The organism is Bacillus sp. CIS52 (assembly GCF_053545315.1).
Genome location: NZ_JBIUFR010000001.1, coordinates 458,074 through 481,692 on the forward strand (window position 1 = coordinate 458,074; position 23,619 = coordinate 481,692).

Annotated in this window: 27 protein-coding genes; 4 read left to right on the forward strand and 23 right to left on the reverse strand. The window is 46.3% G+C overall.

Translation table 11 applies throughout. The annotated features are described in order from the left end of the window. Positions 1-28: 28 nt before the first annotated feature. The 8 genes from ACH32G_RS01700 to ACH32G_RS01735 form a co-directional block, all read right to left on the reverse strand. Entirely contained in the window at positions 29-1,501 is a 1,473-nt protein-coding gene (locus tag ACH32G_RS01700) for a UDP-N-acetylmuramoyl-L-alanyl-D-glutamate--2,6-diaminopimelate ligase (RefSeq protein ID WP_016936209.1), read from the reverse strand. A 195-nt stretch (positions 1,502-1,696) separates the two neighbouring features. After that, positions 1,697-3,616, reverse strand: a complete 1,920-nt coding sequence (locus tag ACH32G_RS01705) for a stage V sporulation protein D (RefSeq protein ID WP_064778873.1) — start codon at positions 3,614-3,616, stop codon at positions 1,697-1,699. A 112-nt stretch (positions 3,617-3,728) separates the two neighbouring features. Beyond that, on the reverse strand, positions 3,729-5,858 hold the full coding sequence (gene pbpB, locus ACH32G_RS01710; RefSeq protein ID WP_064778872.1) for a penicillin-binding protein 2B: 2,130 nt from the start codon (positions 5,856-5,858) through the stop codon (positions 3,729-3,731). Between the two features lie 6 nt (positions 5,859-5,864). After that, positions 5,865-6,218 (reverse strand): cell division protein FtsL, encoded by a 354-nt coding sequence (gene ftsL, locus ACH32G_RS01715; RefSeq protein WP_016936212.1) that lies wholly within the window; start codon positions 6,216-6,218, stop codon positions 5,865-5,867. 38 nt (positions 6,219-6,256) lie between these two features. Further along, positions 6,257-7,192 carry a 16S rRNA (cytosine(1402)-N(4))-methyltransferase RsmH gene (rsmH, locus tag ACH32G_RS01720; RefSeq protein ID WP_016936213.1) on the reverse strand — a complete coding sequence of 312 codons (936 nt, stop codon included), beginning with the start codon at positions 7,190-7,192 and terminating at the stop codon, positions 6,257-6,259. 66 nt (positions 7,193-7,258) lie between these two features. Continuing rightward, positions 7,259-7,690, reverse strand: coding sequence for a division/cell wall cluster transcriptional repressor MraZ (mraZ, locus tag ACH32G_RS01725; RefSeq protein ID WP_013352164.1), 432 nt, complete (start codon positions 7,688-7,690; stop codon positions 7,259-7,261). A 125-nt stretch (positions 7,691-7,815) separates the two neighbouring features. Continuing rightward, complete coding sequence (gene bshC, locus ACH32G_RS01730; RefSeq protein ID WP_188154027.1) at positions 7,816-9,435, reverse strand: bacillithiol biosynthesis cysteine-adding enzyme BshC; 1,620 nt, start codon at positions 9,433-9,435, stop codon at positions 7,816-7,818. An 86-nt stretch (positions 9,436-9,521) separates the two neighbouring features. Next, positions 9,522-10,403: a 2-dehydropantoate 2-reductase gene (locus ACH32G_RS01735; RefSeq protein WP_316936403.1), complete on the reverse strand. Its 882-nt coding sequence runs from the start codon at positions 10,401-10,403 to the stop codon at positions 9,522-9,524. 163 nt (positions 10,404-10,566) lie between these two features. On the opposite strand from ACH32G_RS01735, the gene ACH32G_RS01740 reads away from it, so the two are divergent. After that, complete coding sequence (locus tag ACH32G_RS01740) at positions 10,567-11,049, forward strand: N-acetyltransferase (protein ID WP_448813925.1); 483 nt, start codon at positions 10,567-10,569, stop codon at positions 11,047-11,049. A 40-nt stretch (positions 11,050-11,089) separates the two neighbouring features. Here the strand turns inward: ACH32G_RS01740 and gerR are convergent, their stop codons facing one another. From gerR to ACH32G_RS01755, 3 genes are all read right to left on the reverse strand, one after another. After that, entirely contained in the window at positions 11,090-11,665 is a 576-nt protein-coding gene (gene gerR / locus ACH32G_RS01745) for a sporulation-specific transcriptional regulator GerR (protein WP_188154025.1), read from the reverse strand. 156 nt (positions 11,666-11,821) lie between these two features. Next, on the reverse strand, positions 11,822-12,001 hold the full coding sequence (rpmF, locus tag ACH32G_RS01750; RefSeq protein ID WP_003154457.1) for a 50S ribosomal protein L32: 180 nt from the start codon (positions 11,999-12,001) through the stop codon (positions 11,822-11,824). 21 nt (positions 12,002-12,022) lie between these two features. Beyond that, positions 12,023-12,541, reverse strand: coding sequence for a YceD family protein (locus tag ACH32G_RS01755; protein WP_016936218.1), 519 nt, complete (start codon positions 12,539-12,541; stop codon positions 12,023-12,025). Positions 12,542-12,749: 208 nt separating this feature from the next. On the opposite strand from ACH32G_RS01755, the gene ACH32G_RS01760 reads away from it, so the two are divergent. After that, positions 12,750-13,997: a nucleotidyltransferase gene (locus tag ACH32G_RS01760; protein WP_188154024.1), complete on the forward strand. Its 1,248-nt coding sequence runs from the start codon at positions 12,750-12,752 to the stop codon at positions 13,995-13,997. An 18-nt stretch (positions 13,998-14,015) separates the two neighbouring features. Here ACH32G_RS01760 and ACH32G_RS01765 read toward each other — a convergent pair whose 3' ends face one another. Further along, positions 14,016-15,038, reverse strand: coding sequence for a SepM family pheromone-processing serine protease (locus ACH32G_RS01765; protein WP_016936220.1), 1,023 nt, complete (start codon positions 15,036-15,038; stop codon positions 14,016-14,018). 5 nt (positions 15,039-15,043) lie between these two features. Next, positions 15,044-15,823, reverse strand: a complete 780-nt coding sequence (locus ACH32G_RS01770) for a patatin family protein (protein ID WP_014304961.1) — start codon at positions 15,821-15,823, stop codon at positions 15,044-15,046. 178 nt (positions 15,824-16,001) lie between these two features. Between ACH32G_RS01770 and ylbJ the strand changes: the two genes are divergently transcribed. Further along, a complete protein-coding gene (ylbJ, locus tag ACH32G_RS01775; protein ID WP_095240758.1) occupies positions 16,002-17,228 on the forward strand; it encodes a sporulation integral membrane protein YlbJ in 1,227 nt (408 codons plus the stop codon). A gap of 17 nt (positions 17,229-17,245) precedes the next feature. Here the strand turns inward: ylbJ and coaD are convergent, their stop codons facing one another. The 8 genes from coaD to ACH32G_RS01815 form a co-directional block, all read right to left on the reverse strand. After that, complete coding sequence (gene coaD, locus ACH32G_RS01780; RefSeq protein WP_016936222.1) at positions 17,246-17,728, reverse strand: pantetheine-phosphate adenylyltransferase; 483 nt, start codon at positions 17,726-17,728, stop codon at positions 17,246-17,248. 4 nt (positions 17,729-17,732) lie between these two features. Further along, complete coding sequence (gene rsmD, locus ACH32G_RS01785) at positions 17,733-18,287, reverse strand: 16S rRNA (guanine(966)-N(2))-methyltransferase RsmD (RefSeq protein WP_016936223.1); 555 nt, start codon at positions 18,285-18,287, stop codon at positions 17,733-17,735. Between the two features lie 298 nt (positions 18,288-18,585). After that, complete coding sequence (locus ACH32G_RS01790) at positions 18,586-18,858, reverse strand: YlbG family protein (protein ID WP_016936225.1); 273 nt, start codon at positions 18,856-18,858, stop codon at positions 18,586-18,588. A 57-nt stretch (positions 18,859-18,915) separates the two neighbouring features. Beyond that, entirely contained in the window at positions 18,916-19,365 is a 450-nt protein-coding gene (locus tag ACH32G_RS01795; RefSeq protein WP_016936226.1) for a YlbF family regulator, read from the reverse strand. A gap of 71 nt (positions 19,366-19,436) precedes the next feature. Then, positions 19,437-19,676 carry a YlbE-like family protein gene (locus ACH32G_RS01800; RefSeq protein WP_099744272.1) on the reverse strand — a complete coding sequence of 80 codons (240 nt, stop codon included), beginning with the start codon at positions 19,674-19,676 and terminating at the stop codon, positions 19,437-19,439. A gap of 15 nt (positions 19,677-19,691) precedes the next feature. After that, complete coding sequence (locus ACH32G_RS01805; protein WP_047475165.1) at positions 19,692-20,102, reverse strand: YlbD family protein; 411 nt, start codon at positions 20,100-20,102, stop codon at positions 19,692-19,694. A 174-nt stretch (positions 20,103-20,276) separates the two neighbouring features. Then, the gene (locus ACH32G_RS01810; protein ID WP_016936228.1) at positions 20,277-21,317 is read right to left on the reverse strand and encodes a CAP domain-containing protein; all 1,041 of its coding nucleotides are present in this window, start codon (positions 21,315-21,317) and stop codon (positions 20,277-20,279) included. Positions 21,318-21,400: 83 nt separating this feature from the next. Continuing rightward, positions 21,401-21,844, reverse strand: a complete 444-nt coding sequence (locus ACH32G_RS01815; RefSeq protein WP_448813926.1) for a CBS domain-containing protein — start codon at positions 21,842-21,844, stop codon at positions 21,401-21,403. A 140-nt stretch (positions 21,845-21,984) separates the two neighbouring features. On the opposite strand from ACH32G_RS01815, the gene ACH32G_RS01820 reads away from it, so the two are divergent. Then, positions 21,985-22,344, forward strand: coding sequence for a YugN family protein (locus tag ACH32G_RS01820; protein ID WP_016936230.1), 360 nt, complete (start codon positions 21,985-21,987; stop codon positions 22,342-22,344). A 33-nt stretch (positions 22,345-22,377) separates the two neighbouring features. On the opposite strand, the gene ctaG is transcribed toward ACH32G_RS01820, so the two are convergent. Further along, on the reverse strand, positions 22,378-23,262 hold the full coding sequence (gene ctaG, locus ACH32G_RS01825; RefSeq protein WP_016936231.1) for a cytochrome c oxidase assembly factor CtaG: 885 nt from the start codon (positions 23,260-23,262) through the stop codon (positions 22,378-22,380). A 24-nt stretch (positions 23,263-23,286) separates the two neighbouring features. Further along, on the reverse strand, positions 23,287-23,619 hold the full coding sequence (ctaF, locus tag ACH32G_RS01830; protein ID WP_007409686.1) for a cytochrome c oxidase subunit IVB: 333 nt from the start codon (positions 23,617-23,619) through the stop codon (positions 23,287-23,289).

Consider the following 23,619-nt stretch of genomic DNA (forward strand, 5'->3'; position numbering starts at 1 on the left):
TTCCCTCATTCTAACACTCTTTCCTGTTTTACTTTTTATTCAGCTCAACGATAGCTCTTCCCGCTACTTCGGCGTCATCAAAGTCGAATGTTTCATTGCCGATCTGCTGATAGGTTTCATGCCCTTTTCCGGCAATCAGAACCACATCACCCTTTTTCGCGTTGGCAATGGCAAAAAAGATGGCCTGCTCGCGGTTGGCGATACTGTGATAGTAAGTTCCTTCTACCCCTCTTTCCATATCTCTTAATATGGCCAGCGGGTCCTCGCTTCTCGGGTTATCTGAGGTAAAGATCGGTTCGTCAGCGATCCGCACCGCAATTTCAGCCATTTTCGGGCGCTTTGTTTTGTCCCGGTCACCGCCGCAGCCGACGACGACGAAAAGCTTGCCTTCTGTCATGTCTTTGCATGTATTCAGGACGTTTTCCAGACTGTCAGGCGTGTGCGCGTAATCGACGACGACAGGAAACGGCTGATTGTGATTCACCAGTTCAAACCGGCCTCTGACACCTTGCAGCTCTTCAAGAGCGCTTGTGATCGTATCGAACGGGAGACCTGCTGCGATCGCTGTCGCCGCTGCAGCCAGTACGTTATACACGTTGAACCGGCCGACGAGTGAAACCGTGATCTGCTTTGTTCCTTTTGGCGTAACGAGTTCAAAGCTTGTGCCTTGCGCAGAGATCTCAATTTGTTTCGCCATGACATCGGCATCATTTTCGATTCCGTATGTAAGGATGTGCGCCGCCGTCACTCTTTCAAAATAAGCGCTGGCTTTGTCATCTGCGTTTAAAACGGCCCGCTTCGGCTTTTCATGGTTGAAAGAGCCGCCCAGCTGAGAAAACAGGAGGCTTTTAGCCTGTCTGTAGTCTTCCATCGTCTTGTGATAGTCTAAATGGTCCTGCGTCAGATTCGTGAACACGGCGATATCATAATCGCAGCCGTGAACCCTGCCGAGTGACAGAGCGTGAGAAGACACTTCCATAATAGCTGTATCAACATGCTCGTCATTCATTTTCTTGAACGTTTTTTGCAGTGTGACGCTTTCGGGCGTTGTATTTTTGACCGGGAATGTCTCATCACCGATTTTAATGTACATCGTTCCGATTAAACCGGTCTGTCTTCCCGCTTTTTTGAAAATCTCATCCACCATATGCGTCGTTGATGTCTTGCCGTTTGTGCCGGTGATGCCGATAAGCTGAAGTTTCTTTGTCGGCTGCCCGTAAAACGCGTCAGAAAGAACGCTGAGCGCCCGCTGTGACCGGCGGACGATAATGACAGGAATATCGACGTCAAGCTCTTTCTCGGCGACGATGGCAGCTGCGCCGTTTTCTGCGGCTTTTTGGGCGAAATCATGTCCGTCCACCGTATACCCTTTTATACACACAAAAAGACTCCCTTTTCTCACTTCCCTGGAGTCCATCTCAATTGAAGTTATATCAGGGTCATGAAAGTCATTTTGAACAGGTTCGGCCATTAAATATGTAAGCAGCTTTGTAAGTTTCATTGTATCAAACCTCTCAGAAATTCTATTCATTCTTTTATCATGATAATTGTTTATAAAAGTCAGAATGGCTTTTAAACATACAGTTCATATTTTAGCGTAAATAAAAGGATACATCCAGTTAATCTTAAAAGTTATCTTCTTTTTTTCTCTTTATGATAAAAGGCAGCCGAAAACAATCGGCTGCCTCAAAAAGACTCATTCTTCACTCAAGTAAACACGGATCTTTGAGCCTTCTTTTACTTTCGTTCCGGCTGCAGGTGATTGCTTCACAATTTTGCTTCCTTTTCCTGAGGAGTCTATATTCAAATTGACAAGCAGCGACTCAAGATCAGAGACAGACATCCCTACAACATTCGGAACCTCTATTGTTTTTGTGTCGTTCCATTGATATTTTTTCTCGATTTGATTTTTTCGCGGTTTGACGCCGAGCTCCGGCAGACTGTCTCTCATAATATTCCCGACAATCGGCGCGGCGACGGTTCCCCCGAATTGAATCGTGCCTTTCGGATTATCAACCGCGACATATACGACAAGGCTCGGGTCATCAGCCGGCGCAAAACCGATAAAGGAAACGATATGGTTGTTTTCGAGATATTTGCCGTCTTTGACCTTTTGTGCCGTTCCTGTTTTTCCGCCGACGCGATATCCTTCTACAAAGGCATTCCGTCCCGTTCCTTGCGCGACGACACTTTCTAAAGCGTATCTGATCTGCTTTGACGTTTCCTGGGAAATAACTTGTCTTTTCGCAATCGGCGATTGTTTCTTAACGGTTTTTTTCGTGACGGGATCAACCCACTCTTTGGCGATAAACGGAGTATAAAGCGTTCCGCCGTTTATTGCTGCGGATACGGCTGCCACCTGCTGAATCGGCGTGACGGAAACCCCTTGTCCGAAAGCGGTTGTTGCCTGTTCGACCGGGCCGACTCTGTCAAGCGGAAATAAGATTCCTGTTCCTTCCCCTTGCAGATCGATGCCTGTTTTCTTTCCAAATCCGAAGTCCTTAATATATTGAAACAGCTTTTGTTTTCCGAGCCGTTCCCCAAGCTGTACAAACCCAGGGTTGCAGGAATTTTGAACGACTTCAAGGTAAGACTGCGAACCGTGGCCGCCCTTTTTCCAGCATCTGAGGCGGGCGCCGTCCACCTCGGCAAATCCTTTGTCATAAAAATGATCTCTTTGCAAGTTTACTTTTTGTTCTTGGAGCGCCGCCGCGAGCGTAATAATCTTAAAGGTCGAACCCGGTTCATACGTGCTCCATACCGGCAGATTCCGGTTGTAAACGGACGGATCCACTGATTGATAGTCAGCCGGATCAAAATCAGGACGGCTTGACATTCCCAGCACTTCCCCGTTTTTCGGATTCATTGCGACCGCAATCATTCCGTCCGGGTTGTATTTCGCCGCTGCATTGTCGAGCTCTCGTTCTATAATCGTCTGAACCTTGGCGTCAATCGTCAATTTCATATCAAGTCCGTCTTTCGGAGGGGTGTAATCATCCGCTTCATCAGGCATTTTCTTCCCCTTGGCATCCGTATAAAATTTCACGGAGCCCTTTACACCTTTCAAGTCATCATCATAATAAGCCTCCAGTCCGAGAAGGCCCTGGTTATCAATACCGGCAAAACCGAGAACATGGGATAAAAAACTTCCGTACGGATAATGACGGATGCTGTCTTCAGCTACATAAACCCCTTTTAAATCGAGCGCTTTGATTTCTTTCGCTTTTTTATTTGAAATTTTCCGGCCCTCGGGTGAGATTTTTTCTATGGAAGTTTTCTTTGTAATGTGTTTATAGACCTTCTCTTCCGACATATTTAAAACTGACGCGAGAAGCTTGCCCGTTTTTATGGGATTTTGAATCTGGCGCGGTACGACAAAGACGGTCGGCGCGCTTTTATTAGTAGCCAGCTTCACGCCGTTCCGGTCAAGGATCTCTCCCCGCTCAGGCTCAAACGGCAAATTCCGGCTCCAGGAATCCTTAGCCAGCGAAGTCAGCTTTTCCCCCATTATAAATTGGACATAGCCTAATCTGCTGTCAATGATCAAAAAAATGATCACGCCAAAAAGCAAAACCAGTAATAAACGTTTTCGAACCGTTACATTTGAAACGCGCAAGGGACCGTCCACTCCTTATTTAGGCTTGTTTCATTTTATGCCTCAGCTTGGACACATAGAACGGCACGCATAAAAAAGAAGCCCGCGGGCATCCGCGGACTTCTCTGTCCCGTTAATCAGGGTTTTTAAATTTCACCTTGATCACGGTATTTCCCTTCAGTTCTTTGCCTTTTTTGACACTTTGGCTGGCAGCGTAACCTTCGCCGCTCACATCAATGTGAATGCCTGATACCTTGCTGAATTGAAGCACTTCCCGTCTCGACCATCCGGACATATCCGGCATCGTCATCTTTCCGTCTGTTTTTAAGAAGATTTTCTGATTGGTAATCACATCTTCCCCGGCTTTCGGATACTGCTCTTTTACGGCAACATCACTGCCGATGACAATCGGTGTGAGATGTTCATTTTTCGCTTCCTTCTCAGCATTCGTAACCGTCTTGTCTGTCAGGTCAGGCATCTTTTGGCTTTTCGTTTCTTCCTGGCCGGAATCTGACTTTTCCGTCGGCTCGATGTTCAAATAATGCAAACTGTTTTTCATCGTCGGGTTAAAGATTTCCGCGACAGGATCGGAACTGCTTTGGCCCGCTTTTAATTGCGGCTGCTGCACGGCTACATAGATGACGAGCTTAGGATCATTTTTCGGTGCCATGCCCATGAATGAAAACACATAGTTGCTCGTTCCTTTTAAATATCCGCCCGTCCCCGCGATTTGCGCGGTTCCCGTTTTCCCCGCAACATCAAAACCTTCAATTTTATAAGGTTTTCCCGTTCCGATGTCTGATGTCACGACTTCTCCGAGCAGGTCCCGGACTTGTTTGGCCGTATCAGCCGAAATCGGCGTGCCTGCTTGTTCGGGCTTTGTCTGCTTGACGACTTTTTTCGTATCAGGGTCGACAATATGGTCAATGACGTAAGGCTTCATCATTTTGCCGTTATTGGCAATCGCGGTGACTGCCTGAAGCTGCTGAATCGGCGTTATCGCCGATGCTTGGCCGTAAGCCGTGGACGCTTTGTCAAAATCATATTTGAAGTTAATTTTACTTGATACTTCACCGGGCAGATCAATCCCTGTTTTTTGATAAAGGCCGAATTTGTGCAGATACTCATTAAACCGGTCAAACCCGAGTTTTTCATTTGCCAGCTTGGCGAAAGCAACATTTGACGACCGCATGAGGCCGTCATGGAAGCTTGTCATGCCCCATCCGGCTCCGTCGTTCCAATCTTTAACTGGTTTTCCGCCTACTTTATATGTTCCGGATTTATATTTCTCGTTTGCAGAGAACGCGTTTTCCTGAATCGCCGCGGCAAGCGTAAAGATCTTCATCGTCGATCCCGGTTCATACGCATACGACACTAAGTCATTGTAATAATTGGTGACGTTTCTGAGATTCGGGTCAAAACTCGGACGCTGACCCATCGCAAGCACTTTGCCTGTTTTTGGTTCTACGACAGCCGCCATGATTTTTTTCGGTTTGTATTTTTCCGCCACTTTCGTCATGCTGTCTTCTAAAAAGGTTTGAATTTTCTGATCAATGGTTAAATATACATTGTCACCGTTTTTAGGTGCGGTGATTTTTTCTTTGCTGTTCGGAAGTTTCCAGCCGGATTTATCACTTTCATACGTGACGGATCCGTCGCGTTCCGTCAGATAGCTGTTCAGTATTTTTTCCAGCCCTAAAGATCCTTGTATCTGGTTTGTTTTTTCATTTACATCGGCATAGCCGAGAACATTTGATAAAAACACGCCGTTCGGATAGTAGCGCTTCGTATCTCTTAAGAAAGAAATACCTGGAAGCTTCATTTTTTCGATCTTTTGCTTTTTCGCATAAGAGATATCGCGGCCGGCTGAACCGAATTCCACCTGCTTCGCGCCATTCCTGTTTAAGATGTCCAGAATCTCGCTTTTGTCAAGTTTAATAACACTCGCAAGCTTTTCCGCTGTTTTCTCTTTATCCTTGACATACTGAGGCTTCATCTTTTTATCAAGTATGGCAATGAGCTTATAAGTCGCCGTGTCCTCAGCGAGCACTTTGCCGTTCCGGTCAAGAATGGAGCCGCGGCTCGCTTCTATCGTCCGCTTTTTTTCGTGCTGCTCGGTCGCTTTTGTTGCAAGTTCCACCCCGTTAGCTTTACCGGTTAATTGAATGTACGCCATTCTCCCGAGAATGACAAAGAAAAAGAGAGCGAAACAAATACTCAGTATCGCTGCTCCTCTGTTCATAAACTTATTTTTTTTCGGCATGGGTTATCATTCCTGTATGTTTTTCACTTTTTTATCTTTCAGGTTCAAACCGTGCTTTTTGGCGATATCCATCAATCGCTGCGGCTGGCTTAAATCACCCGCCGTTTTTTGGAGATCACCGATCTGCTTATTCTTCTCTGATACTTTTTCCTCCAGTTTTTGCACCTCAATATTGGATTGGTACGCCGCGTATGCCTTTGATACGATAAACATTGAAGTGGAGAGAACGGCAATGGCAAACAGGACGAGCAGCACCTTTTCCCCGAGTGTAATGGAAGCCCTTTTTTTGACAATCACCTTTTTTTCGGGACTTATCACTGGCCGTTGTTGTTTTTCCTGCTGGTAAGCTAAGTTGCTCATAGGCTGATGACCTCCTTTATGTTGTCATTTGCTGCCCGTTATTTTCGTTTCTCCGCAATGCGGAGCTTCGCTGAGCGGGCGCGGTTATTTTCTTCAAGCTCCTCTTTTGATGCCGTAATGGGTTTTCTCGTAATCAGTTTTAATTCCGGTTCAAATTCTTCCGGTATCACAGGAAGACCCGGAGGCAGTTCGGGAAGTGATGATTTTTCCTTGAATGTCGTCTTGCACATTCTGTCTTCCAGTGAGTGAAAAGTGATCACAGATACCCTTCCGCCCGGCTTCAGCATCTCTATCGCCTGCAAGAGAGCCTCTTCAAATACTTGAAGCTCATCGTTTACGGCAATTCGAATCGCCTGAAATACGCGTTTGGCCGGATGACCGCCGCTTCTTCTCGCCGGAGCCGGTATCGCGTCCTTTATTAGATCGACCAGTTGGCCGGTTGTTTGAATAGGCGATTTCTCTCTCGCCTCTTCAATTTTTCTGGCGATTTGCTTGCTGAATTTTTCTTCTCCGTATTTAAAGAAAATCCGCACAAGATCCTCATACCGCCATTCATTTACGACCTCTTTCGCCGTAAGGGCGGCCGACTGGTCCATCCTCATGTCCAGCGGTGCGTCATGATGATAGCTGAATCCCCGTTCCGGTGTATCAAGCTGCGGTGAGGATACTCCTAAATCAAATAAAATTCCGTCGACACTCGTAATGCCGTGTTCGTGTAAACATTCTTTTAAATAACGAAAGTTGCTTTTCACCAAAATGAGCTGTCCTTTGTACTCAGACAATGTTTGCTTTGCGTTTTCAAGCGCCGTGTCATCTTGGTCAAAGGCGATTAAACGCCCTTTTTCCGATAATTGCTGCAATAAATATGTACTGTGCCCGGCGCCTCCCAGGGTGCAGTCCACATAGGTTCCGTCCGGTTTGATATTTAAACCGTCGACGGTTTCACGTAGAAGTACTGTCTTATGCTGAAACATTTGTGTCGGTCCCACCTTTATCAGGAATGAATTGAATTGTCAGTTGCTGTGATGCACGAAGATCCATTATATATCAAATCCAATCATGTTTTCAGCAATTTCAGCGAATGAATCTTCTTGCTCTTCTGTGTATTGTTCCCAGATTACCTTACTCCACAATTCAATTCGATTGGAAACCCCGATGACAACACATTCTTTTTCCAGTTTTGCGTAATTCAGAAGAGATGACGCAATATTAACCCTTCCCTGCTTGTCCAGTTCGCATTCGGTCGCACCGGAAAAAAAGAAACGGGTAAATGCGCGGGCGTCTTTTTTGGTGAGCGGCAGCGCCTTCAGCTTTTCTTCGATCAGCTTCCATTCATTCATCGGGTAGCCGAAAAGACATTGGTCAAGTCCTCTTGTCAGCACAAACTGCTCACCGAGGCCTTCTCTGAATTTTGCGGGTACGATCATGCGGCCCTTTGCATCAATTGTATGCTGGTATTCACCCATAAACATGATAAGGACCCCCACTTTCTCCCCTAAACTCACCACTATCCGCCACTTCTCTCCACAACCTCATTTTACACTGTTTAAACATAAAAAAAAACCCTGAACTATTCAGGGTTCTTTAAAACTTTGTTTCAAAGTTTGACAATCTGATGTTGGTTTTGAAAAGAAAATGGCAGATGTTTGAAGGTTGTGAAGAATTTTGGACCGTAACGGTTCAAATAATACATTACATTCCAGATCCGTTCCTGCGGAGCGCCGAGCGGTCTGATGCTGTTTTGGATTCTTTCATAGTCACGAAGCACAAAACCTTCTTTTTCTTCAATTCTTTTTGTTACCGTCCGTTCTAGAAACAAGAGCTGATCTTGAATGAAGGCGGCATTCTTCTGTAAGAGCGGCTCAAGGCTTGAATCGACTTTAAGCGCTTCGTCCCTTGCTTTTTTATGGGCAGCTTCAATCTGCGACTTCGCCTCTTCCATCACAGAAGAAAATTCTTCAGGAATCTGCTCGTTAAAATAAGTCTCCTTCAGATGTCCGGTGCCGTGTTCGATCGCTTCCTGAAGCGGGATATTCCGTTCCGAAAGCTTCTTTTCAATATGGCGCTCAAGAATCGTAATGTTTAATCTCGGCACTACCGGAGTCATAGAAAAGCCCATTAATGAGAAAGCCTGCTTCAGCTCGCCCCAATAATTGACTTCCCCCGGCCCTGCGATAAACGCAAGAGTCGGGATGAGAAACTCCTGCATCAGCGGCCTTGTCACAACGTTATTGCTGAAACATTCCGGTTTTTCTTCCATATGGGTATGAAGTTCGTCGTTCGTCCACTTGAGGTGAAGTTCTTTAATGACAAAAACGCCATTTTCTTTTTCAATTAAGAAGCGCTCTCCCTCATACTCGTAAAATAAGTTGGCCTGTTCTTTGTCCGACTCAATAATCGGGTGATAACCGGCTTCCCGCATAAGACGCTGCTGATTTGACACTGCTTCGGCAAGTTCATTATTGTGCTTTAAAATCTGCTGAAACATGACCGTTTCCAGCTTTTTAATCCCGGGATCTCCGGAATTGATCAGAATAAGTCCTTCTTCTTGAAACAAACCGGCGATTAACAGTTCAAAAAAGTCCGTAAATGTCTCTGATGAGCGTAAACATCGCTTCACATTTTGAAGGAGTGCGTTTGTGTGATCCGTTTCCTCAAAAGAAGCGAACACTTCATCAATCCACGCCGCACATTTTTCCTGATCAAGAGAGGTATTGGCCGCCGATGTTTTTTTCCAGTAAGACTGCGGCAGCTTCTGTTTCACCGGACCTTTTTTCTCTGTTGACGTATGCACATAATTGATTTCTTCCAGATCGTGATCTTCACCCGCCACCCAGAAAATCGGAACGACAGGAATCCGGAGCGCCTCTTCCTGCTGTCTGGCAAGTACGATAATGGAGATAATCTTATGTATGGTGTAAAGGGGTCCTGTTAAAAGACCGGCCTGCTGTCCGCCTACAACTGCTGCGCTTTTTGGATCTCTCAGTTTTTTGATGGAGGCCTGCATGGCGGCGGAGTTAAATTTTTCGTTATACGAGGATAGGTAATCGGCTAATTCCTCTCTGGCAAACGGCCTTGAAGACAGGTCATGAAGCCGCTTTTGCCATACATCCTCAGAATAAATATCATAATCAAAAAATGAAGACATGTTTTCTCCATCTATATAGTGCTGCACAAACGTATTTTGACTTTTGATGGAAAGTTCAGTTAGCTGCATCTGTCTGGAACTTCCTTTCTCCAATAAATAGTTAGGTTTCCGAAATGAGTATAGCATGTTACCGGAAAACCTCAAAAGACTTTGTTTCAGTTTCTTTCTAACGCTTTTATGCTGCGGTGTAAAAACGGGAGATGAACGGCCGGCAATCCCCGGCTCTCCGCCTCTTTCACAAGGTAGCCGATAATCGCATCGGCCTCCGTCCGTCTTCCCTTCAAGATATCGACAAGCATGGAAGAATGATTTTTTTCCGTCCGGCTGCAAACTTCGCAAACCCTGTTCCACGCTTCCTCTCTATCCGCGAGGCCAAGAATTGTCTCCGCTTCTTCAAACACATTTCTCATATATTTTTTGTAAGCGGCATTTGTTAACAGCTCTCCGTTTTTCACACGCAGCAATGCAGTTAACGGGTTGATGCATACATTTATGATCAGTTTTCCCGTCAACAGTTGATACCAGTCGTTTTCATCATATACGGGAAAATCACGGTGCATGCCGGAAAAGATGGTGTTGAGCGTTTCCGGCCGGGATGCGCGGAATACACTCCATCTTACGGCACCGGTCCCAGTATGTTCAACGGCATGATCTGATATCCTTTTTGCCCCGTGCTCAACCGTGCCGGCATAAAGCGAATGATCTGTATGCCAATCTTTGATGTCGTGTATGTGTCCCATGCCGTTTTGCAAAAACAGCACATTCGTCCCTTTTATTGTCTCAAGATCCGGCAAAACATCGCTGAGCTGGTGCTGTTTAACAGCTGCGATTAAGAGATCGAATCCGGAAGTGATGCCTGTTTGCGCTCTGCATGACGCCGTAAATTCTTTTCCGTCTTTCACCAGCCGTATACCGCCTGAGTTAATCGCATCAGCCTGCTCCGTCCGCCGCGTGATGACCGTTACCTGATGGCGGGACGATAAGTAGTAAGCACATAAAAGGCCCACCGCTCCGCCGCCGATAATTCCGATTTTCACACTGTCACACCCTATATCTGCTTTTTTCCATATTATCATAGCAGAAGCCGCCGCAAATTACTTCAATTTCGTTTTGAACAAAATGACAGACGAACATATTATAGTTGGAATTTTCAATTAAAGCGTTTACAATAATAAGTAGAACACAACAAAGGGGGAGTTTGTGTTGAAAATAGAGCGCCTGCTCATCAACTTTAAGACACTCGAAGAATTTAAAAGGTTTAAAGAATACGGGATGCAGGAGCTGTCCATGCTTGAAGATCTGCAGGATAATATCATTGAAAATGACAGCACCTCGCCTTTTTACGGGATTTACTTCGGGGATAAACTAGTGGCGAGAATGAGTTTATATCAGGTAAGCGGAAGCACGAATCCGTATTTTGATCAGCGTCAGGACTTTTTGGAACTATGGAAGCTTGAGGTTCTTCCTGGCTATCAAAACAACGGATACGGCAAAGCGCTTGTCGATTTTGCAAAATCCTTCAGAATGCCGATCAGGACGAATTCACGCATGAAATCAGCAGAATTCTGGGATAAGATGAATTTCGAGCCCGTTAAATATGATATGGCGCGTGACAAAGGAGAAAACCCTTACATCTGGCATCCTGATATGGACGGTGAAATGACAGCCGGGGAAACGGCATAATAAAAAACCGGCCGGGACAATGCCCTCAGGCCGGTTGATTTTATAGGCTCTGCGCCGATTTTCTTTCATCATCTTTCGAATTGACCATCCTTCTCGCTCTGTCCATAATATCAATTAACGCTTTGTAATCTTCTTCCGTCATCTCCAGCTTGTTTCTCAAGCTTTCGTTTTCCTCACGCAGATCCTCGACTTCTTTTTGCAGCGCGGTCAGCTGTTCTGTGAGTTTTTCTTTTTCATGACGCACATCCGCTGCGGCTGGCGACTCTTTAAATTGCTGCAGAAACAAAATCACATCATCAATGGACAGCTCTTTTTCTCCTTCCGCCCTGCGGATCGGGGGCTGCTTAACGGTTCCCGGCAGATTGGCGGAATGCACCCCGATTTGCTTTCTTAATTCCTTCCGCTGTTTTTTCGCCAGTTCTATCCCTGACTGATATTGTTTCCTGACATAAGAATTCCACCTGAACCCGCAGGCGGCAGCCGTTCTCGTCAGCGCTCTGCCGACTTCTTCAAAAGCGGAAAGCTGGGTCCCGCCTTCCCGTATGTGCCTGAGCACCACCTCGGCCAGCAGCAAATCTTCATCTTGCGTCCACGCATCTTGTCTCGTAATCGTCAATCGTATCTCCCTCCATATTTGCTCATTTACCTCATACATATGCCGCTGATAGATTAGATAGACTATTGGCGCTCACAATTTTTTCGGCGGCAGCAGGCCGGAGGGAGAAAAAAAGAAAAGCGCAGGAACCGAAATTCCCGCGCTTTTCTTCATACATTAATTGCTTTTTACATTTATGTCTTTGCCGTTGTATGATCCGCATGCTTTACATACACGGTGAGACAATTTCATCTCTCCGCATGACGGGCATTCTGTCATACCAGGTACATTTAGTTTGAAATGTGTACGGCGCAATCTTTTTTTCATTTTAGAAGTTCTTCTAAAAGGTACAGCCATTATTCCCACCTCCTTAAAGAGTTAAGATTCATCATCTTGTGTTAAGAGCTTTTTCAGATCCGCAAGTCTGGGGTCGATCTGATTTTTCTTCTCTTCCTCAGAAATCACTTGCCAATCCTTTCCCACTTGGGGAGCGGCCCCTTCTTTTTGTTCAGTTTCACAAAAGATTTGCATAGGAATTTCTAAAAGAATCTCTTCTTTTACGATCGGAGTCAAGTCGACGGTATCGTCTTCAGCAATATGAACGTCCTCATCTTCTATATCATCCGTCTTATGAAATCTAAACAGTTCTTTTGTCGCGATTGTAAATGGATACGGCACATCAACTAAAGTTCTTGAGCACGGCAAAACCATTTCGCCTGAAATCGTAAAGTCAAACGAAACCTGCTTGGATTCAATCTCAGCGCGGCCCTTCACCCGGACGGGAGAAATGCGGCGGATATCAGAATTCAATTTTGTCAGCTCATTCAACTCAACTGTTTCATCAAATTCAAAGCTCTTTTTCGCCATTTGATGAAGCTGATAAATCGTCCATTTCATTTGTATCACCTCAGGAAAGCAACAAACATGATTATAGCTTTTCAGAATGTTTTTGTCAATATTTTTTCTTTACAGCATAATGCCGCCGTCTTGCAATCGTTGACAGCCGGATAGGCTAATCATACACTAAACGAAACGGACGAAAATATGCACTTCATTTGCAAATGTACCATACGAAGCAAAACATAGCAAGAAAGGCGGAACAAATATGAAAGCAGTCGGCCTGGTTGTTGAATATAATCCCTTTCATAACGGACACCGCTATCATGCGGAACAAGCCAAAATCAAGACGGACAGCAGCGTCGCGGCAGCGGTGATGAGCGGCCCTTTTTTGCAGCGCGGGGAACCGGCCGCCGTCTCAAAGTGGGCCCGGACAAAAATGGCGCTGGAAAACGGCGTGGATATCGTCATTGAGCTCCCTTATATGTATGCCGTACAAAAAGCGGAATTATTCGCGCGCGGCAGTATTTCGCTTCTTCACCAATTAGGATGCAGCAGCTTATTTTTCGGCAGTGAAAACGGACGGATTGACCCCTTTATTGAAGCCGCTGAAGCGTTCAGCCGAAAGGAATCTGACTGCAGCCAGATTCTGAAAGAGGAGCTGAAAAAGGGGCTCAGCTATCCGGCCGCCGCCTCAAAAGCTTTTTCACACATATTCAAAGGACAGGACATGCTTGATTTGTCTAAGCCGAATAATATTCTCGGTTTTCACTATGTCAAAGCAATACATGCCTCCGGTTCCGCCATGAAGCCTTATACGACAGCCAGGATCGCTTCCGGGTATCATGACGCCGAGCTTCCCGGGGATGACAGCCGGATAGCCAGCGCCACAAGCATCAGAAAAGCGCTGATCGAAAAAGGAACGGAGGCCGCAAAGAGCTTTCTCCCGGAAGCGTCTGTGCGCGAGCTGGACGCATACAGAAACTCATACGGATTATGGCACAGCACGGAAGACTATTTTTCATATGTAAAATACAGTCTCAGCACTCTGTCAGCTGAAGAATTAAGCCGAATCTATGAAGTGGAAGAAGGCCTTGAGCACAGAATTCTGCGCACCATCAGACAAGCCCGCTCCTACCAGGAAATGATGGAACTATTGAAAACAAAACGATACACGTGGACGAGGCTGCAGCGGATGAATACGCACATTCTGACACGAACGAAAAAAGAAGACATGCACCGGCTTTTAAATCCTGCAAGCGCACCTTATATCCGTCTTCTCGGAATGACGAAAAAAGGACAGGCATACCTGTCGGCAAAGAAAAAAGAGCTTACCGCGCCGCTCGTCAGCAAGCTCTCCTCTTTCTCCCATCCCGCTCTGGATCTGGACATATCGGCGGGACGGGTTTACAGCCTGCCGATAAAAGAACCTGAACGCACATGGTTTGAGAAACAGGAATTTTCACAAGCGCCGATCCGCTATGATGAAGACGAAAAACGTTTTTTGAATGCGTAAATAAAGCACCTGACTGTATCAGGTGCTTTTTACTTTCAGCTTATCCAAATAATCAAGTGCGTCCTGCATGGTGTCGACCGGAACGATCTTCATATCGGACTTGATAGCTTTTGCCGTTTTTACCGCATTTTTATAATCAGAGTTTTCAGCACCGTTTTGGTTCGGCGCAAAGAAAATATCTTTCCCCGCTTTGTCTGCGGCGACGACTTTCTGATCGATTCCGCCGATCGGCCCGACTTTGCCGTCAACGTCGATTGTTCCCGTTCCGGCTATATTGTAGCCTTTTGTTTCGTCAGGTTTTGTCAGCTGGTTGTAAATTTCTAAAGACATCATGAGACCTGCAGAAGGCCCGCCGATGTTTTCAATGCTGAAATGTAGATCGGGCTTCACTTTCACGTTCCGATCCGTATATAACGCGACACCGATACCCGCTCTTTTCGGGTCATCCGGGAATGATTTCAGCCCAATGTCAACGGTCTTTTCTTTCGTGTCCCGTTCAATGTGAAACGTGACTTTCTCCCCCGCTTTTTTGCTGCTGATATAATCAATCAGCTTTTCAGCGGATTCGTATTTTTTTCCGTCCGCGCTGATGATTTTATCACCGACCTCTATTTTTCCTTTTGCCGGCATGCCGGAAACGACTGAGCTGGCGTAAATGCCGTTAAATGAGTATTTTACCTGTTTGCCGGCTTTTTGATAAGCGGCAATGACCGCGTTTTCTTGAGAGCTTTTCATCATCTGCAGCTGGCGCTTCATATAGTCTGAATCTGTTTCGCCCTCTTCTTTTATGCTTTCATCCGGGACGATTTCATCGTAAGGATGCACTTTCGCCCAAAGATATGTATACGGATTGGCTGGGCCTACTTTGACAGTCATCAAGGAAAGGCTTCCTTTTTCAGGATAGCCTCCGTCCACCTTAATCAGCGGTCTCAGCTCTGATGCTTCTCCCGGCTGTGTGATGTAAAACGGAAGCTTAATAAATGTAACAGCGATTAATAAGATCAGGATGATAAACACCCAGCGAAAATGTTTTGCTTTCATATGAGTTAGCCCTCCCAGTTCTCTATTTCTTGTTTAATCCGGCCGATCATGCGGTCTGCGGCTTCTTCGCCCGCTGTGATCATATGATCAATGTTGGCAAAAGAGCTTGAACTGAATGATTCAAGAGAAGGGCGGATCATGACGTCTGCGGCAATGGTCTGGTGACGGACCAATTCATTTTGCAGTATATCCATACTTTGCATGATTACATCAAAAATATGTGCCGCTTTTTCCGTTTTTTTCACCCGCGATACGTCAGAGGCGATAACGATATCAGCGCCCATATCCTTTACCGCGGAAACCGGGATTCTGTCGACCACCGCGCCGTCCACCAACATGCGCCCGTTCATTTTTTGCGGGACGAAAACGCCGGGTATGCTGATGCTCGCGCGGACGGCTTCGGATACGGAGCCTTTTGTAAAAACGAGTTTTTCTCCGGTCTGGAGGTCGCATGCCACGATGCCGAGCGGGATCCGCAGTTCTTCTATCGGCTTGCCGTACGTATACGCATGTACGAGCTGCCTGATGCGGTCCCCTTTCAAAAATCCGAGACGCGGCATCGTATAATCCGCATACAGCCGCCGCTTAAATGCTTTGGCGACTTTTTTCATCGTGGCCACGTCATGCCCGGCCGCATAAAAGCTTCCGACTAACGCTCCCATGCTGCTGCCGGCAATCATATCAATTGGAATCTGATGCTTATGTAAACTGGATAACACTCCGAGGTGGGCAATGCCTCTTGCCCCTCCCGAACCTAACGCTAACCCGATTGTAGGTTTGGCCAACGCGACGAACCCCCTATAGACATCCTATACATGAATTCTATGGTCTAAATTGAACCCCTATGCTCGTATATTAGTACAGGATGACAAATAGGTACTTGCCCGGCCGTCCTTAAGGTCTGTTCTATATTTTATCATGATATAAATGTCAGTGTGCAATTTTAGCATCGGGGAGGTAAGAATGAACTTGTCTAAGTTTCATACATTTTTGATTTCATTGTTTTTTATTTTTTTGACGGCGACGGTTATTTCACACCCGCAGGCCTCATTCGAAGCCTCCAAAACCGGCCTTTCCATGTGGTGGGAGGTAGTTTTTCCTTCGCTGCTTCCGTTTTTTATTTTATCTGAGCTTTTAATCGGATTCGGCATTGTCAGGTTTGTCGGCCTTTTACTCGAACCCTTTATGCGCCCCATTTTCAGAGTGCCGGGGGTCGGCGGATTTGTACTGGCTATGGGCATGGCTTCAGGAAATCCGGCCGGCGCGAAACTGACTGCACGGCTGCGCCAGGAGAAACAGATCTCCAGAGTGGAGGCTGAACGCCTCGTCTCTTTTACCAATTCATCCAATCCGTTATTTATATTCGCGGCTGTGGCGGTCGGCTTTTTTCATAACGCCTCTCTCGGCATTCTTTTAGCATCGGCTCACTATCTCGGAAACATCGCCGTCGGCCTGACGATGCGTTCATACGGACGGAAAGAAGAAACGGCGTATAGCGGTAAAAAGACGATCGCTCTTCCTTCACTGAAAGAAGCATTTCTGGCGCTGCACAAAGCGCGGCTTTCGGAGAAGCGGCCGCTCGGAAAAATTTTAAGCGACGCCGTCACGTCTTCTGTACAAACCTTGCTGATGGTGGGCGGTTTTATTATATTGTTTTCGGTTTTCAGCCGGTTATTATCAATCGTACAAGTCATGGATGTGCTTTCTGTATTTACGAACGCGCTTCTTTCGCTCTTCCATCTTCCCGTAAGTCTGGACATTCCTCTTATCAGCGGAATGTTTGAGATTACGCTTGGGAGCAAGCTGGTCAGTGAAGCGGATGCCGCCTTGCTGCCGAAAGCGATGATTGTGAGTTTTATTCTCGGTTTCAGCGGCCTTTCCGTACAGGCCCAAGTGGCCGGCATTTTATCGGAAACAGACATCCGCTTTAAACCGTTTTTTGTTTCGCGTATCCTTCAAGGCATTTATGCCGCCCTTTTTATTCTTTTATTATGGAAGCCGCTTTATCTTGCATTGGACGAACCTTACCAGTCCGTATTCCTTCCGCTCCGCGATCAGAGTGCGGCCTCGGCTGCCGTCAGCGGATGGAACACACTTGTTGAAGCCGGCCCCGCCGTAACTCTGGCTGCCCTCACCGTATACGCACTGATTTATTGTTACAGGCTGTCAGCACGGATAAAAAAAGGATGAGACGCCAAACGCGCTTCTCATCCTTTAAATTTCTGCTGCAGCGCCTGTTCGACTTCCGGAGGAACAAACTCTGAAACAGGCCCGTTATATTTTGCGACCTCTTTTACAATGCTTGAACTTAAAAAAGAGTACTGATTGTTCGTCATCATAAAAAAGGTTTCTATTGACTCGTCAAGCACGCGGTTGACAGAGGTTCCCTGCATCTCATATTCGAAGTCAGAAACAGCTCTGAGCCCCCTGATAATCGCATTCGCCTGCTTTTTTTTCGCGTAGTCGATCAACAGTCCCCCTGACGTCTCGACCGTAATATTCGGTATGTCTTTTGTCACTTCCCGCAATAGCTCACAGCGTTCTTCGACTGTAAACAGCGGCTGCTTGGAAGAATTGTTAAGCACGCATACGTACACATGCTCAAACACGTTTGCTCCCCGCCTGATAATGTCCATGTGTCCGTAGGTGACGGGATCAAAACTTCCGGGACATACAGCTATACTTGCCACATCATTACCCCCTATTTCGGTATATCGTCACTCCTGTAAGCCCGTAAATTTCCCTTCTTGTTACAGTAAGCGTGCCGACGGCTTCAGGAAGCGCAACCGCTTTATCATGCTCGGCTACGACAAAACCGCCTTCATTCAGCATGTTCTCTTCATCAATCATTTCGATAAGCGCTTTCAGCTTTTGTTCCTTATACGGAGGATCTAAGAAAATTCCGTCAAAACCTTTTTCCCGTTTCGCCGCGGCATAGAGGGCCCGCTCTGCATCATTGCGGTATACTTCCGTTGAAGACAGCAGATCCAGCGCTTTTAAATTCGCTTTTACCGTTTGGATGGCTTTGAAATCACGATCCACAAAGATACAGCGGTCAAATCCGCGCGACAGCGCTTCAATTCCGAGGCCGCCGCTCCCCGCAAACAAATCCAGCCCCGTTCCTCCGTCAAAATACGGGCCGATCATATTAAAAATAGACTCTTTTACTTTATCCGTCGTCGGCCTTGTTGATGTGCCCGGCACAGCCTTTAAGGCTCGTCCTTTTCTTGAACCGGAAATTACTCTCATTTTTCACACCACTTTTTCTGAAAACTTTGATGTTTCGCATCGGCTGAGCCGTTATGTACAAAAACAATCCCTATCTTATCATAAAGCATTCTTTCAAACAATGAGCGTGAAATCATGTATACATGCTCACATTCTTGTCAAAACTACGTGTAACAGCATCAATAAATGATGTTGTTGCCAACCGCGGAGAAGACTTACGTTTCCCCATAAGTTCTTCCTCCGGTTTCTCCTCTCCCTTTGCCTTCTCCTTAACTTGTTAAGGAATAGAAGGACCCCGCAGGTTTCTGCGGGGATTTTTTTATATGCCGATCTTATAATCGTACTCTTTCGCTTTATCAAGCTTTGATTCAAATTCCAGCTTTAAAAAGGGCTTATATGAAGGCTCTACTTTCTTCACATATGAATAAGAAGAAATCTTTTCCATCGTTTTTTCGATTTGGCCCATATCGCAATACAGCACTGCGTATTTCAGCCGCTTGGAAACATAATGAACGTTGCCGAATTTTCTCAGCATTTTACTGTGTTTTAAAGAATGCAGATATACGATTATGCCTTGGCGCTTGCTTTCCATCATGATCACCGCCTGACTCTCTGTTCATTTTATGTAAAAGACGAGACGGCCGTCTCGTCAGGAAACTTTGCATCCGCAGCCGCCGCCGGAACCGCAGCCGCCGCCGCAGGATGACAGGCCGTCAAAATAAGGATTCCCCGTCGGAACTTTTACATGCTCCGAAACGGCCGTGCCGAGTTCGATGCTGATCTCGTCAAGCAGCGACTGAAGCTCAGTCTCCGCTTTTTTAAATTCGGCCACCTTATCATTTAAATCCAGCTCCCGCTTCAACTCTCTCATTTTGCGGGAAATTTCTCTATAATCAGGATGGTATTTGCCAAAGCGCTGCACATCCTCATACTGCTCTTTAATGCTCAAAAAAGAACGAATAATCCGCCCTGCCTCTTCATCTTCATGGAGACGCTTGTAACAATCACGGTAATTTTCAGCCGTCTCAGACTGCAGAATCATGCCGGCAAGCTGCTCCGCTTCACTTTGAAGCCGGACGGACTCAATTGTTGCATACATTAATACGCACCTCCAGTTGTTAGTTTACCACGAAACCTGCCAATTGGAAAATGCGGCGTTTAAATGCTTTTTTAATCCTGCGAACGCATGGCGTGAACCATCTGCATCATCATCTGCGCCATCTGAATCCCGTTTGAGAATTGGCTTACCCGGTGCGGTATCGTTTTTTCATAAAAATTCATCATGTCCAGCTGAAATGAATTGAGATCGTCCGGCTTTCTCGCGAGTCTTCGGTACCAGACGGGGCGCTGCCGTATAAACTGTTTCCGTTCCTCATCTGCAGATATGAATTCCTGAACCTCTTTTCGCATACACGATCCCCTTCTTTAATCCTTCCTGAACGAAAAAGGATGTTGTCCGGAGCCTTGCCGGGGCTGCTTCGTATCGCTGCTCGAAAATTGGCTTAAAAGGCTTTGCAATGATGAAATAGACTGGCTCATTTTATTGATCTGCTCATTCATTTGGTTGATATCCATTTTTTTGACGGCAGTGACCATTTTTGAAACGAAATCGTTCTTTTCAGCTGGTTCCTGTTTGGTTTCCGCTTCAGAAGCAGACTGAACGGCCTCATCTTTAAATGGGTCCCACATCGAATCGTCCTCGCCGAGGAGAACCCAATTTTCATAGACTTCCTGCCAGCTTCTTTGTTCCTTGCGAACATTTTGGATCAGTTTGGGATGCTTTTTTACGAATTGTTTAAAATCATCGATTGATTGCCGTGATTGCTGATTCGCCACAATTCTCACCCCCTCTGAAAAGTTTTGCCTGCTATAATGTATCGGTTCAGGCGCCTTAATGTTCGCCTAAATTGCGAAAAAAAGCAGGTATATGCAAAAATAATTTTTCCCGGCAGGAGCCCGCTCGCGAAAAAACATAAAAAAACCGCGGGGGGCCGCGCCCCTCTGCGGTTTTTACTGCCAAGGCTTAATGAAGTTTTGCGTATAATATTTCCGGTCCACGCCGACCCCGAGGTGTGTGTAATCAGGGCTTAACAGCGCTTTTCTGTGTCCTTCGCTGTTCAGCCAGCCTTCCACTGCCGCCGGACCGTCCACATAGTTGTATGCAATATTTTCACCGGCCTCACGGTATTTCACATCGCCTTTTTCCAAGCGGTCCTTCAAAGTCCCGTATTTCTTTGAGACATGGGAGAAATACTTGTTGTCCTTCATGTCCTGGCTGTGGCCGAATGCCACTTTTGCAGCGCCTTCGTCCCATTTCAGCCTTGCAAGTCCGTGTTTCACGCGGATGACATTTGTAATATCGAGAATCTGCTGTTCGCTCGCCCGTTCAATGCTGTCCCATTTTTTATCGGAAACAGGCTCGGGTTCTGTGAGTCTTCCTCTGTACATAACCTCGTACGGCCTTTGTTTTACTAGCGTTTCCGCATCAAATGCCCTGATGCTTGACAGATTCCCGTCAAATTTGTCCATGTACAGCTGAACATACATACCGCCGATCTTAACAGTGGGACGGGTATTGATATCTTCTTCAGAAAACTCAAACCGGTACGTGTTACCCTTATCCGTCACATTGACAAACGGAGCAACCTGCGTCGTTTTAAAGACTTCGCCCGTCGATTCGCCGATCTTAAACGGTTTTGCGTTGATGCCGCTTCCTGAAGCGTATAAAGTCACGGCTTTATCATTCAGAATACCGACTTGTACATATTGGTCTTTCCCCTGGTTGTACACCCACCATTCATAATCATAAGCAGAAGGATCTTTCCGGGACGGTTCCCCGAGTTTCTTTTTCACATCGGCAGCAGATTTCCCCATGAGAGAAAGCAGTCCGGATGACGGTATTTTCAGCCGTTTTCCGCTCGCCTCCTCATTGGAAACCTGAGGCTCCTCCTGATTCGTTTTTTTCTGAGGAGCCGATCCATATTGTATAAACAGAACATACGCTCCGTAAATAAGCAAAAGGATAACGAGAGCCCTGGCGATATTTTTCAACCTCTCACCCCCATGAAATCAAACCGTTCTATTATTGTTTTTCTTATACAGTACAGCCTATTTGCAGCGTCCGTCATTTATGTTTAATGGATAAACCCTTCCGGCCCTTCATCTTCAGAAATGTCAGACAGCGCCTGGCCTGCTTGCTCATTTGATTGCTCAGCCAAGGAAAGGTCGCCGAGCGTGACAATGCCGACCAGTTTTTTATCCCTTGTGACGGGGATTCTTCTGAGCTGATGTTCAGCCATCATATGGAGCACTTCTTCTACAGAAGCGTCTTCTTCTGCACTGATAACCCGCTCTGTCATTGCGTCGGTTATTTTTTGAGAGTTCGGCTTTTTAGAAGCAATTCCCCGTAATACGAGATCTCTGTCTGTCACGATCCCGACAAGGGTCGCTCCGTCCTCATCCACTATCGGAATAGCGCCGACATCCGCGTCTTTCATCTTCACCGCAGCTTCATATACATTATCTAATACTGTACAATATTGCAAGTCTGACGTCATGAGCTTATTGATCTTTGTCATTGCGGAATTCCTCCTTTTTTCTGCTACTATTGTCGTCAAATTTTTCTTTTTGCATACTTTCACCGTATGAATCATTGAATGTGCAACGCTTTCATACTATGATTGTCAGGAAAGGTAAATTTTAAAAGGAGGGGGAAGGTTTGAAGTTTGAAAACAGCGGTCTTGAAGGGGTAACTGCGGAGCTCAGCCGCTTGAATGATCTGATGGAAAGCAAAGGGCTCATTCTGGCCGGACAATGGGATTATGAAAGAGTGACTTACGACAAAAAGTTTTCAGTTGCTGAGGGGACATTTTATCTGCGGATTCAAGGAACGGCAAAAGAGGGCGATGTAGGCGGCAGCCGTGCCGTGATTCAGCTGAAGGCCCCTCTTTTAGGAAAGCATTATTATCCGCACGGCGTAGAATACGGCAGCGATGAAGAATTTCCGGAACATGTCGTCGCAAAAAGCAAGGCATTACTGCTTGAATTGGCAGAGTCTTTAAAAACAGTGCAAATGTAATAAAAAAGTACAGCAGAATATGCTGTACTTTTTTTATGAGACGGTATGCTCGATATACGGCGGCTCTGAGAGCGTATCTTTTTCCCGTTCCGTTCTGACCCACTGAAAAAAGACGACAGCCAAATATGTTCCGTAAACAATCTCTTGTATGATTTTCATCAGTACTGCCCCGAGCTGCTGATCTTCCAGAGGAGGAAGCGTGTTAAATATCTCCGGACCGGATAAAGGGATCTTCTCCGCCAAGTCTAAAGGGACACAAAGCTTCATAGCTTCGGCCCAAGCCGCCGGATCTGTGTACGTGGCATACATGGGCGCCCCGCTGAACATAATGAGCGCACACGCCGGCGTTAACAGAATCCCGTCCGCCATAATGTACCCAAGCTTCATTAAACCGCTGAGCCGGGGCAGACCGTCCACCTGATGCACAAGCGGCCACCACATAAAAAACGCCGTTACGAAGATGAGTCCGTTCATCAGCGCGTGATACAGCGAATCCGTTTTGACGAAATCAAATATAAACGGAATGTGATACAGTGAAAAAATGCCGTTAAACAGCAGCAAAGCGATAAGCGGCTGTGAAAAAAATGAAAACAGCCGCTTTACGACGGGACGGAAAATCAGTTTTTTCCATGCCCAGCCGGGAATTCCGGAAATCAAGAGTGGCGGCACGACTAAAAACAGAACCGCCATCTGCACCATATGAGCGCTGAACATCACGTGGCCCAATAAATCAACGGGACTTCCCGCAGCCGCGTAAAAAAACAGCGCGGAAAGCACAAACAGCACCTTCTCTTTAGCCGACACACGTCCTTTATGCCGGCTGCACCAGTAAAAGTAAACACCTGTTATCACGGCAGTTATACAAAACAGATAAGGGCTCCACATGGCGCGAAACCCGAACATTTCCAAATTAATCAAATCTCTCACTCCCCGCCGCCCCGATTACCACCAAATAATCGTGACAAATGCAAGCACGGTGATAAACGCGACAAATATTCCCGAATACAGAAATAGTGACGGCGCTTCATGCCCTTTCTGGCTCATATGCATAAAGTAAAACAGCTGAAAGATGACCTGGATGACCGCAAGCAGGATAAGAAACGGCATCGTAAACCATCCGGCAATGCCGTCTGCAGCCACCGTCAAAAACGCGACAAGCGTAAGGCCGATCATCAAACCGAAGGAGATGACCTGATATTTCATCTCCTCGGCATTTTTCTTTTTCCGATATTCGAGATCCGTACTGACAGTCCCTCTGTTTTTGTTATCGTCCAT

Excerpts from the sequence above, each read along its gene's own strand:
- pbpB (WP_064778872.1), bottom strand. The coding sequence starts at position 5,858 with ATGCCGAAAAAAAATAAGTTTATGAACAGAGGAGCAGCGATACTGAGT.
- mraZ (WP_013352164.1), bottom strand. The coding sequence starts at position 7,690 with ATGTTTATGGGTGAATACCAGCATACAATTGATGCAAAGGGCCGCATG.
- ylbJ (WP_095240758.1), top strand. The coding sequence starts at position 16,002 with ATGAACTTGTCTAAGTTTCATACATTTTTGATTTCATTGTTTTTTATT.
- ACH32G_RS01790 (WP_016936225.1), bottom strand. The coding sequence starts at position 18,858 with ATGGAAAGCAAGCGCCAAGGCATAATCGTATATCTGCATTCTTTAAAA.
- ACH32G_RS01795 (WP_016936226.1), bottom strand. The coding sequence starts at position 19,365 with ATGTATGCAACAATTGAGTCCGTCCGGCTTCAAAGTGAAGCGGAGCAG.
- ACH32G_RS01755 (WP_016936218.1), bottom strand. The coding sequence starts at position 12,541 with ATGAAATGGACGATTTATCAGCTTCATCAAATGGCGAAAAAGAGCTTT.
- ACH32G_RS01815 (WP_448813926.1), bottom strand. The coding sequence starts at position 21,844 with ATGACAAAGATCAATAAGCTCATGACGTCAGACTTGCAATATTGTACA.
- rsmD (WP_016936223.1), bottom strand. The coding sequence starts at position 18,287 with ATGAGAGTAATTTCCGGTTCAAGAAAAGGACGAGCCTTAAAGGCTGTG.
- ACH32G_RS01765 (WP_016936220.1), bottom strand. The coding sequence starts at position 15,038 with ATGAAAGCAAAACATTTTCGCTGGGTGTTTATCATCCTGATCTTATTA.
- ACH32G_RS01800 (WP_099744272.1), bottom strand. The coding sequence starts at position 19,676 with ATGCGAAAAGAGGTTCAGGAATTCATATCTGCAGATGAGGAACGGAAA.
- ctaF (WP_007409686.1), bottom strand. The coding sequence starts at position 23,619 with ATGGACGATAACAAAAACAGAGGGACTGTCAGTACGGATCTCGAATAT.
- bshC (WP_188154027.1), bottom strand. The coding sequence starts at position 9,435 with ATGCAGCTAACTGAACTTTCCATCAAAAGTCAAAATACGTTTGTGCAG.
- ftsL (WP_016936212.1), bottom strand. The coding sequence starts at position 6,218 with ATGAGCAACTTAGCTTACCAGCAGGAAAAACAACAACGGCCAGTGATA.
- rpmF (WP_003154457.1), bottom strand. The coding sequence starts at position 12,001 with ATGGCTGTACCTTTTAGAAGAACTTCTAAAATGAAAAAAAGATTGCGC.
- ACH32G_RS01700 (WP_016936209.1), bottom strand. The coding sequence starts at position 1,501 with ATGAAACTTACAAAGCTGCTTACATATTTAATGGCCGAACCTGTTCAA.
- rsmH (WP_016936213.1), bottom strand. The coding sequence starts at position 7,192 with ATGTTTCAGCATAAGACAGTACTTCTACGTGAAACCGTCGACGGTTTA.
- ACH32G_RS01760 (WP_188154024.1), top strand. The coding sequence starts at position 12,750 with ATGAAAGCAGTCGGCCTGGTTGTTGAATATAATCCCTTTCATAACGGA.